The following is an 8,981-nucleotide window of genomic DNA, read 5'->3' on the forward strand; positions in this document are numbered from 1 at the left end:
GCTCATCTCCGGAGTACGGAAGATCCGGACGGGCGGTTCAAGGGCCGACCGATCGGTCCAGTCAGGCGGGGTCGACCACGAGGATCGCCGGACCGACGCGCAGGACGCCGTCGTCGAGCGGTTCGCAGCGCACGCCTCCACGGCCCCGCAGCGCGCGGTGCGCACCCGGCGCGAGGACCTCGTCCATCCAGCCGCAGGGACTGGCGGGCCGGTTCGCCTGGAATCGGACGGGGCCGTCGCCGCAGTCGAGGCTGAAGAGGGCACCTGCTGCGAGGCGGGTGGCGGCGAGCGTGTCTACAGGAAAGCCGCGGAGGACCACGTTGCGGCGGGGCAGCAGCGGGTTCGGTACCGCCGCCAGCGCCAGTTCGCGGGTGATCGCCTCCAGGGACTCGACGGCGAAGACCGTCACCGAGGCGCGGCGGTGCGCTGGTCGGGCGTGGAAGCGGTCGCCCACCAAGCCCAGGTGCGCACGCACTTCGGCCTTCTCACACCCACTCGCCAACGGCTCCGCCACCGGACCGTCCTTAGACCACATCTCATTTGGGGTTGTAGTGGGTCAGCAGGTCCAGCTTGACGGCTCGGCGGTAGCAGATGACCGCACAAGCCAGCTGGGCGAATGCCGTGAAGTGGGCGGCCTTGCGTTCATACCGGCGCGCCAACCGGCGGAACCGGGAAACCCATTCCAAGGTCCGTTCGATGACGTACCGGTGGCGTCCGAGCCGTTTGGGTGACTCGATGCCCGGCGTGCGATCCTGGCGATGATGCCCCGTCGGCGTAGTGCTTTCCGGCAGGCTGGGTAGTCGTAGCCCTTGTCCGCGTGCAGCTTGCGTGGCCGGCGACGAGGCCTGCCGGCGGGCCCCTTGACCGGGATCACGGCATCGACGATCGTCTCCAGTTCCAGGTGGTCGTTGCGGTTGGCAGCGGAGACGCCCACCGCCAGCGGGAGGCCTCCGCGGTCGCTGATCGCATGGATCTTGGAGCCGGGTTTGCCCCGGTCGACCGGACTGGGGCCGGTCAGATCCCCTTTGACCGCACGGACGTGCATGCTGTCCACCGACGCACGTGACCAGTCGATCGACCCGACAACGCCAAGCAGATCCAGCATCACCTGATGCAGCCGGGCGAAAACGTCCGCCTCGACCCACTCGGTGAACCGGCGATGCGCCGTCGGGCAGCTGACCCCGAACGACGAGGGCAGCGCTGACCAGGCACATCCGGTCTGCAACACGTACAAGATCGCCGCCAGCACCATACGGTCGTCCAGACGCCGCCGACCTCCGCACTGGTGGCGTTGCGGCGCGTCAGGCAGCAACGGCTGCGCCAACAGCCACAACGGCTCCGGACACCACTTCTCCACATCGCTCATCGTTGATCAACGATATCGCCTACCTGACAACAACCCCAAACGAGATGCGGTCTTAGGACGGCCCTCGTAGGCGTGCACCGGTGAGACGACCAGCGCCACCACGTCGACCTGAAAGCGCTCGGGCACGTGGTGAGGATATCCCAGGCGGACACGGGGGTCCGGAACCGCGAAACGTCCCGAACCCCTTCACCCGACTCCGGCCCTAGACACCCATCCTGGCCTCGATCATGTCGGCCGCCCGTGCCGTGCCGCCCGATTCCCGCACGCGGTCGCGCATCCAGCGGAGTCTGGCGGCCGTCGGTTCGTCCGCAGCGAGGTCCAGTACCGCGTGGCGCAGGGCTTCGGGGGTGGTGGTGGACAGTTCGACGATGCGGCCGAGGCCGAGTTCGACGACCTGCCTGGCGTCCATGTCCTGTTCGGCGACCTCCGGAGCGAGCAGGAGCGGGGTGCCCTGCTGCACCGCGGCCATGACGCCGCCGAGGCCGCCGTTGGAGAGGAACACGGTGGTGTGTTCGAGCACGGCCACCTGGGGGAGCCAGGGGTGGACCTCGAAGTTGGGGGGCAGTTCGCCGAGGTCGGCGTCGGCCCAGCCGCCGAGGGTGATGACGACGTGCCAGTCGAGGTCGGCGAAGGCGGTGGCGAAGAGGCGGAAGAAGTCCGGGCGGGCGTTGTGGACGGTGCCGAGTGAGATGAAGAGGACGGGGCGGTCGGGGGTCGGCGGGTGCCAGTCGCCGTGGAAGATGGTGCCGTCGTTGCAGGGGCCGACGAAGGCGTAGTGGTCGCTGAAGGAGTCGCCGTGCGGTTGGAACTCCTTGGGGACGAAGACCAGCGCGAGGTCGTTCGGCTGGTACAGCCGGGTTTCGTCGATGCCGTGCTGGACGAACAGGTCCTGGAGGCCGGATTCGACAGCGGCGGCCTCGGCGCCCCGCGGGCCCGCCAGGAGTTCGGCGCGGCGGGGCGCGGTCCAGTCGACGGTGTCGTTGAACGCGAGGTTCGGATGGGTCAGGACGATCGGGACCGTCCACTTGCGACCGAGCACCGCGGCGGCGCCGTACATCATGGGGTCGAAGACGATCAGGTCCGGCGCTTCGTCGACGAGGGCTTCGACACCGTCGACGTCGCGCAAGCCCTCTTCGTAGAAGCGCATGCAGGTCAGCACGATCTCGGTGGTGTCGGCGTGGTCGCTCACGCCCGCGGGGATGGCGGCCAGGGACGGGCCGTAGATCAGCGGTTCGACACCGGAGTGCTTGGCGTACTCGGCGAACGGCTCGGTCGTGGCGTAGCCGACCCGGTGGCCGCGCTTGGCGAGCGCCTCGGCGATGGTGAGCGTCGGGAACACGTGGCCGAAGGCCGGGGCGCTGAGGAACAGGACGTGCTTGGGCATGGTTCTCCTCACGTGAGGGCGGCGTGCACCTTCCGCACGGCCGTGCTGATGTCGTCGACGTCCGCGTCGGTGTAGTTCTCGTTCCAGAACAGGACCAGCAGCGTCGTGGCGAGCAGCCGTTCGGCCGCCGGGCAGAGGCCGGGGCCGTAGCTCCAGTCCTTCCTGGACGGCGGGCTCGACAGCGGGAACGCGGAGTTGCCGTAGATCCGGCCGTTCGCGAGCACCGGCGAGGCGTAGGCGGGGTGGTCGAGCAGCCTGCCCTCGGCGAGGATCCCCTCGGCGCGCAGCGCGGACGCCCAGCGCAGGTTCGTGCCGCCCGCCGTCGCCGGGTCGAGCACCAGCGGAAAGGACCAGAAGCTGTGGCCGTCCGCGTCGGGCAGGCCGACGCCGGGCAGGCCGCGCAGCGACCCGATCAGCCTGCGCGCGGTGCGCCTGCGGCGTTCCACGACGTCGCCGAGCCGCCCGAGCTGCACCCTGGCGACCGCACCCTGCAACTCGGTCATCCGGTAGTTCATCCCGAACGACAGGTGCGTGCGGGCCGCCGTGTCGCGCGGCCGCCCCTTGTCGCCGAACAGCCGGAGCCTGCGCGCGAGGGCGGGGTCGTCGGTGATCGCGAGCCCGCCGTCCCCGCAGGTGATGTGCTTGTACTGCTGGAGGCTGAAGCAGCCGACGTCGCCGACCGTGCCCGCGAGGCGGCCCGCCACCGGCTCGGCGAGCAGCGCCTGCGCGCAGTCCTCGATCAGCATGATCCCGCGCCCGCGGGCGATGTCGGCCAGTTCGACGACGGGCGCGGGCGCGCCGAGCAGGTGCACGGCCACGATCGCGCGGGTGCGCGGGGACAGGCAGCGCCGCACGCTCTCGGGGGTCAGGTTGCCGGTCAGCGGGTCGACGTCGGCGAACACCGGCACGGCGTTCTGCGCCAGGATCGCGATGATCGTGCCGAAGTCGGTGACCGGAGTCGTGATGACCTCGTCGCCCGGATCGGGGTCGAGCGCGCCGATCGCCATGTGCAGCGCGGCCGTGCCGGAGCTGCACGCGACCGCGTGGCCGACGCCGTGCAGCCGCGCCATGTCCGACTCCAGCCCGGCGACGTGCGTGCCGCCGAGCGCGTTGAGCCTGCCGCCCGCCAGCACCTCCTGCACGGCCGCGCTCTCCTCCGCGCCGAACGTGCGCCCCGCCGCCCCGGTCGCCACCGGGAACGGGCGGGTGCGCACCGGGGTGCCGCCGTGCAGGGCCAGCCCGTCGAGGGTGCTGGTCACCCGACGTCCCAGGTGACCGGCAGGCTGTGGGTGCCGTAGACGACCATCGTCTCCCGCCGGGGGACCTCGGCCGCGGGCACGGCGAGCCGCAGCGTCGGGAACCGGCGCAGCAGCGCGGTGAGCCCGATCCGCAGCTCCACGCGGGCCAGTTGCAGGCCGGTGCACAGGTGCACGCCGCCGCCGAACGCCACGTGCCCGGCCGCCGAGCGGGTCAGGTCCAGCACGTCGGGGTTCGGGAAGCGCAGGGGGTCGCGGTTGGCCGCGGCCAGCGACATCGTGACGGACTCCCCCGCCTTCACCAGCGTGCCCGCGACCTCGACGTCCTCGACCGCCGTCCGCACCGGGCCGATGTGGCTGACCGTGAGGTACCGCAGCAGCTCCTCCACGGCGTTGTCCACCAGCGACGGGTCGGCGCGCAGCGCGGCCAGCTGCTCGGGGTGCTCCAGCAGCGCGAACACGCCCAGCGTCAACGTGTTCGACGTCGTCTCGTGGCCCGCCATCAGCAGGATCATCACCACGGTGACCAGTTCGCCGTCGTCCAGCTCGCCGCCGGCGACGAGCCTGCTCAGCACGTCGTCGCCGGGCCGCTCGTGCTTCACCTTGATCGCGGTGGTCAGGAAGTCGATCATCGACAGCCAGGAGGCGACGGTGTCCTCCTCCGACGCGCTGAGGTCGAACAGCGTGTCGGAGTCGTGCTGGAACCGGTCGTGCTCGGCGTAGGGCAGGCCCAGCACCTCGCACATCAGCAACGACGGCAGCGGCAGGGCGTAGGAGCGCAGCAGGTCGACCGACGGCCCCTGGCGCTCCATCCCGTCGAGCAGCGACTCGGCGATCTGCTCGATCCGCGGCGCCAGCTCGTTGGCCCGCCGCAGGGTGAACTCGGACGTGAGCAGCTTGCGGTACTTGGTGTGCTCCGGCGGGTCGAGCCGGGTGAACATGCCGGGCAGCACCTCGGGGATCTCCACCCGCGCCATGGCGAGCGTCGGCCGCACCAGGTCCGCGCGGTGGCTGAACCGGGGGTCGGTCAGCACGGTGCGGACGGCGGCGTGGCCCGTGGCGATCCAGCCGAGGTGCCCGTCCGGGAACGAGAACCGGCTGATCGGCGCGGCCTCCCGCGCCCGGCCCAGCTCGTCGGGCGGGTCGAACGGACAACTGCGCGCGGTCGGGATCGACCGCATTGTGCTCCCGGTTTCCACAGCAGATCACTCCAAGGCATTCGCCGAAGTCGCGAGGGAAAATGCGGGACATTCCCCACCGCATCGACGCAGATGCTGGCACACCTCCGAGCGAACCCGCAACGACCAGGTCGTACCCATTTCCTCCGAATTCGCAGTCCCATTGTTCCGACTTTGTCGTTCAACGCCGGGGGCCCGACGTCGTACAACGTTCCCGTGTTAGGAATTCAGACCGGCGCACGCGGCGGGCGGTGGCACCCCGTCGTGGAAGTCGAACACCAGCGCCCGGCACAGCTCCCCGAGCGCGGCCTGGACGTCGGTGGTCCACGGCGTCACGGTCAGGTCGCGGCTCGCGCTCGCCAGCGTGCCGTCCGGGCTCCACGCCAGGTCGGTCACCGGCCCGGTGTGCCCGGACAGCACCGCCCAGCGGGTGAGCGTCGCGGCGTCCAGCAGGGTCACCGTGTCGTCGTGGTCGAAGGTCGCGATGAGGCGCCCGTCGGGGCTGTAGGCGAGGAAGCTGAACCGGCCGCCGGGGTCGGTCAGCTCCCCGGTCCGCCGGTGGGTCGCGGCGTCCCAGAGCACCACCCGCCCGGCGCCGTCGAGGTAGGCGGTGGCGGCCAGCACCGTCCCGTCCGGGCTGAACACGACGGTCGACGCGTGCGCGTCCTCGGCCACGACGGCCTCCTCCCCGGTCCCGGTGTCCCAGACCAGGACCCGGCCGCGCGTGGTCGCGACGGCCAGCGAGCGGCCGTCCGGGCTGTAGTTCACGTCGAGCGCCCCGTCTTCGCCCAGGTCCCGGTCGCGGTGCCGCCCGGTCCCGACGTCGAGGAACCGCACGGTCCGGGTGTCCACGATGATGGCCAGCGTCCGCGAGTCCGGGCTGAACACCGCCTTCTCCATCGCGTGACCGTCGAGCACCGTGCCGACCTCGGCCAGCGTGGCCGCGTCGCGCAGCACCACCTTCCCGCCGTGCCCGGCGAGCACCCACCGCCCGTCGGGGCTCACCACCGGGCCGCGGGTCTCCAGCGACGACGTCCCGCCGCCGGGCACCGACGCCAGCGGGGCACGGGTCCCGCGGTCCCAGACCAGCAGCGACCCGTCCGCGCTGCTGCTCACGACATTGCCGCCGACCGGGTCGAACGCGACTCCGCTGACCGTGTCGACGTGGCCGATGAACGGGACGCGGGTGCGGTCCCAGAGCAGGAAGCCGGACTTGCTGCTGCCCGCGATGAACCGGCCGTCCGGGCTGACCACCGCCGCGCCGACGCCGTGGTTCTTGTTGCGCAGCAGCTGGCCCACGCGGGCCCGGCGGGCCAGGTCCCAGACGGCCACGGTGCCGCCGATGTCGACCGAGAACAGCCGTCCGCCGGTCGGGTCGAACTCGACCTGGGCGACGCTGTCCACGTGCTCCAGGTCGGCCACCCGCTGCCGGGTGGCCACGTCCCACAACCGCACCGAACGCCCCGCGCCCGCGGTGGCGATCGTGCGGCCGTCCGGGCTGAACGCCACCGAGCTGAGCAGCCCCTCCGGTGAGGGCAGGGCGCCGACGGCGGTGGCCGTGCGCGGGTCCCACAGCACGACTCCGCCGCGGTCGGTGAACGCCAGCGTCGTGCCATCCGGGCTGTACGCGAGCGAGCCGGACCCCGCCCCGGCGCCCGGTGTGGCGACCGCCCTGGCGTCCAGGGTGTCGAGCAGCCGGGTCGCGTCCGCGTCCGCCACGGCGACTACCCGGCCGTCGGGGCTGAACCGCAGCTCGCGGACGGGGCTGGTGGAGGCCGCTCCGCGGGCCACCAGCGACCGGTCGGCCAGCCGCCAGATCAGCACCTCGCCGTCCTCCGTGCCCGCCGCGACCAGTGTGCCGTCCACGCTGACCGCGACCACGAGCACCTGGCCGAACGAGCCGGTCAGCTCGCCGCGGCGGGTGTGTTCGGCCACGTCCCAGAGGTCGACGCGGCCCGGTGCGCCGGGTGCGGCGAGCAGGTGGCCGTCCGGGGTGAACGCCGGTTTCGTGCGCACGTCCGTCGGCGACGGCAGCAGTGCCTGGTAGTCGCGCCGCGACGCGAGGCTGAGCACCTCGCTGCGCGCCTCGACCGTGGGGTAGCTCTGGTAGGCCTCCAGGCTCGCGCGCATCGCGCGGGCGACGTCCTTGCCCGCCAGCGTCTCCGCCTCGGCCGCGAGCTGCCGCGACGTGCTGACCAGGCCCTCGCTGACGGCGTCCTGGCGCTGCCGGACGGCCACGACCGTGACGGCGACGGCCACCACGAGCAGCACGGACAGCGCGGTGGTGAGCCAGCGCAGCTGGCGGTTGCGGCGCTGGCGCAACGCCTGGTCCAGCTCCTCGGCGCGCGTGCTGGAGTGGAGGAACGACCGCTCGGGCACGGTCATGTCGGCGTCGTGCCGCTTCGCCCAGTCGCCGGTGACCGCGAGCCGGACGCCCCGGTAGAGCGCGCCGGGGTCGCGCCGCACGGCCTCCCAGGCGGCGGTGGCCTCGGTGAGGCCCCGGTGCACGCGGATGTCGGCGCGGTCCTCGGCCAGCCAGTCCCGCAGCCTCGGCCACGACCGGATCAGGGTCTCGTGGGCGATCTCGACGGAGTCCTTGTCCAGCACCACGAGGCGCGCGTGGGCGAGGCCGTCCAGCACGGCGGCGGTGTCCGGGTCGTCGTCCAGCTCGCAGCACGGCACGCGGCGGCGGGTGTCCTCGTTGCCCTCGCCGAGGGTGATCAGCCGCAGCAGGATCTGCCGGGCGCGCCGCTGCCCTCCGGGGTCGAGCGCGGTGTACACCTGCTCGGCGGTCTGCGCGATGGCGCCGTGGATGCCGCCGGACGCCTCGTAACCGGCCACCGTCAGGGCGTTGCCGCGGCGGCGGCGCCAGGTCTCCAGCAGGGCGTGCGACACCAGCGGCAGCATCCCGGCCTGCCCGGTCGCGTCGGCGACGATCTTGGCCAGCAGCGGCCCCTCGACCGTGCAGCCCGCCTGGACGGCGGGCTTGATGATCGCCTGCGGCAGCTCGTCGCTGCTCATCGGACCGACCGCGACCTGCGCCTCGGCCAGCGCCCGCGCCAGGCCGGTGTGCGCGGCGCAGCGGTGGTAGAAGTCGGCCCGGATGCCCACCACGACCCGGCGCTCCCCCACGTCGGACTCCGCCTCGGCCAGCAGCGCGTCGATGAACCGGGCGCGCTCGGACTCGTCGCGGCAGAGGGTGAACACCTCCTCGAACTGGTCGACCACGACCACGAGTTCGGCGCCGGGCGGGTGCTCGTCCAGCACCCGCGCCAGCTCGCGCATCGGCCGGGCGCCGGGCGTGAACAGGACCGCGCGCAACCCCGGCAGCAGCCCGGCCCGCAGCAGCGACGACTTGCCTGCTCCGGACACCCCGAGCACGCCGACGAACCGGTGGTCGGCCAGCCGCGCGCGCACCTCCTCCACGAGCCGTTCCCGGCCGAAGAACCGGGCGCTGTCCTCGGGCTGGAACGCCGCCAGCCCCACGTACGGCGAGCCCGCGTCGCCGTCGCCCGGCTCCTCCGCGGCGCTCAGCTCGGCCGCGAGTGCGTGCCAGCGGGCCTCCCACCCGTCCACGTCGCCGCCGCAGGCGCGGACGTAGGCGAGGGTCACCGCGAGCCTCGGCAGCTTCCGCCCGCCCGCGGCGTCGGACAGGGTCGCGGCCGAGTAGTGCGCGACCACACCCAATTCCCGATAAGGCGGGCTCCCCGCTTTCTCCCGGACCGCGCGCAAATCGGCGGCGAATCCCAGCAACGGGCTGTCGCCCACATCCAACGGGCGTTCACGACGCGGCATGT

6 protein-coding genes are annotated in these 8,981 nt (G+C 72.6%); all 6 read right to left on the bottom strand.

Going from position 1 to position 8,981, the window contains the following annotated elements; translation table 11 throughout:
- Positions 1-61: 61 nt before the first annotated feature.
- Positions 62-475, bottom strand: coding sequence for a molybdenum cofactor biosysynthesis protein (locus tag RM788_RS11480; RefSeq protein WP_315931596.1), 414 nt, complete (start codon positions 473-475; stop codon positions 62-64).
- A gap of 61 nt (positions 476-536) precedes the next feature.
- Positions 537-1,366, bottom strand: a protein-coding gene (locus tag RM788_RS11485; RefSeq protein WP_315931597.1) for an IS5 family transposase whose coding sequence is annotated in 2 segments (ribosomal slippage) — positions 537-742 and positions 742-1,366 — 831 coding nt in all. Because the reading frame shifts where the segments join, the coding sequence is not laid out codon by codon here.
- 202 nt (positions 1,367-1,568) lie between these two features.
- A complete protein-coding gene (locus RM788_RS11490; RefSeq protein WP_315931598.1) occupies positions 1,569-2,750 on the bottom strand; it encodes a macrolide family glycosyltransferase in 1,182 nt (393 codons plus the stop codon).
- 8 nt (positions 2,751-2,758) lie between these two features.
- Positions 2,759-4,009: a DegT/DnrJ/EryC1/StrS family aminotransferase gene (locus RM788_RS11495; protein ID WP_315931599.1), complete on the bottom strand. Its 1,251-nt coding sequence runs from the start codon at positions 4,007-4,009 to the stop codon at positions 2,759-2,761.
- Positions 4,006-5,187 carry a cytochrome P450 gene (locus tag RM788_RS11500; RefSeq protein WP_315931600.1) on the bottom strand — a complete coding sequence of 394 codons (1,182 nt, stop codon included), beginning with the start codon at positions 5,185-5,187 and terminating at the stop codon, positions 4,006-4,008. Before RM788_RS11500 ends, RM788_RS11495 begins: the two co-directional genes overlap by 4 nt.
- 216 nt (positions 5,188-5,403) lie before the next feature.
- The gene (locus tag RM788_RS11505) at positions 5,404-8,979 is read right to left on the bottom strand and encodes an nSTAND1 domain-containing NTPase (RefSeq protein WP_315931601.1); all 3,576 of its coding nucleotides are present in this window, start codon (positions 8,977-8,979) and stop codon (positions 5,404-5,406) included.
- Between the last annotated feature and the right edge of the window lie 2 nt (positions 8,980-8,981).

It is taken from the genome of Umezawaea sp. Da 62-37, from assembly GCF_032460545.1.
Lineage (GTDB): Bacteria > Actinomycetota > Actinomycetes > Mycobacteriales > Pseudonocardiaceae > Umezawaea.

Excerpts from the sequence above, each read along its gene's own strand:
- RM788_RS11490 (WP_315931598.1), bottom strand. The coding sequence starts at position 2,750 with ATGCCCAAGCACGTCCTGTTCCTCAGCGCCCCGGCCTTCGGCCACGTG.
- RM788_RS11505 (WP_315931601.1), bottom strand. The coding sequence starts at position 8,979 with ATGCCGCGTCGTGAACGCCCGTTGGATGTGGGCGACAGCCCGTTGCTG.
- RM788_RS11500 (WP_315931600.1), bottom strand. The coding sequence starts at position 5,187 with ATGCGGTCGATCCCGACCGCGCGCAGTTGTCCGTTCGACCCGCCCGAC.